The 543-nt window shown below is 53.6% G+C and carries 2 protein-coding genes; both read right to left on the reverse strand.

From position 1 onward, the window contains the following. On the reverse strand, positions 1-199 hold a 199-nt coding region (locus CXF87_RS12300; RefSeq protein ID WP_157826540.1), incomplete at its 3' end, for a hypothetical protein. After that, positions 196-411, reverse strand: coding sequence for a hypothetical protein (locus tag CXF87_RS12305; protein WP_101146795.1), 216 nt, complete (start codon positions 409-411; stop codon positions 196-198). The genes CXF87_RS12300 and CXF87_RS12305, both read right to left, overlap by 4 nt. Between the last annotated feature and the right edge of the window lie 132 nt (positions 412-543).

The raw sequence follows: 543 nt of genomic DNA on the forward strand, positions 1-543 counted from the left end.
GAGGCGTAACCCCCTCTAGCTCCGCAAAGGCCGCTCGGATGATTCGAGCGGCTCTCTCCGCTTCGTCTTGCGCCCCTTCGTTACCAAAGCAACAACTCGCCTCCTTCAGGTAGTGCGCCAGCACTAAGCTGGCTTGCTCTTGGGCAATGCCGTTAAGGGATTCAAACGTTTCTTTGCTGCTATTGGTTTGCTTGCTCATACCATCACCTCACCTTTGGTTGAAACGCCTTCCAGCGCAGCAAAAGCCGCCACGATGTTTCTTGCCACCTTCTCGTCTTCCTGATGAGTGCCTGCTCCATTCAGGTTGGCGCGCTCCCTTAGGTAATGCGCTAGCACCTCGCGGGCCCACTCTTTTGAAAGGTCACTTAGCCCATCAAACGTTTCTTTGCTGCTAATGGTTTGCTTGCTCATACCCTCACCTCACAAATACCTGTATACGCATCCACTGCCTTCATGCCCGCTGCTCACGGGAAGGCTTTGCGATATTCTTAGTAGCATCAGCCTTAAGCTTTCCGCTGGTAACGCGCTCAATCTGGTACTGGC

It is taken from the genome of Halomonas sp. MES3-P3E, from assembly GCF_002836035.1.
In the GTDB taxonomy this organism is placed as follows: domain Bacteria; phylum Pseudomonadota; class Gammaproteobacteria; order Pseudomonadales; family Halomonadaceae; genus Vreelandella; species Vreelandella arctica.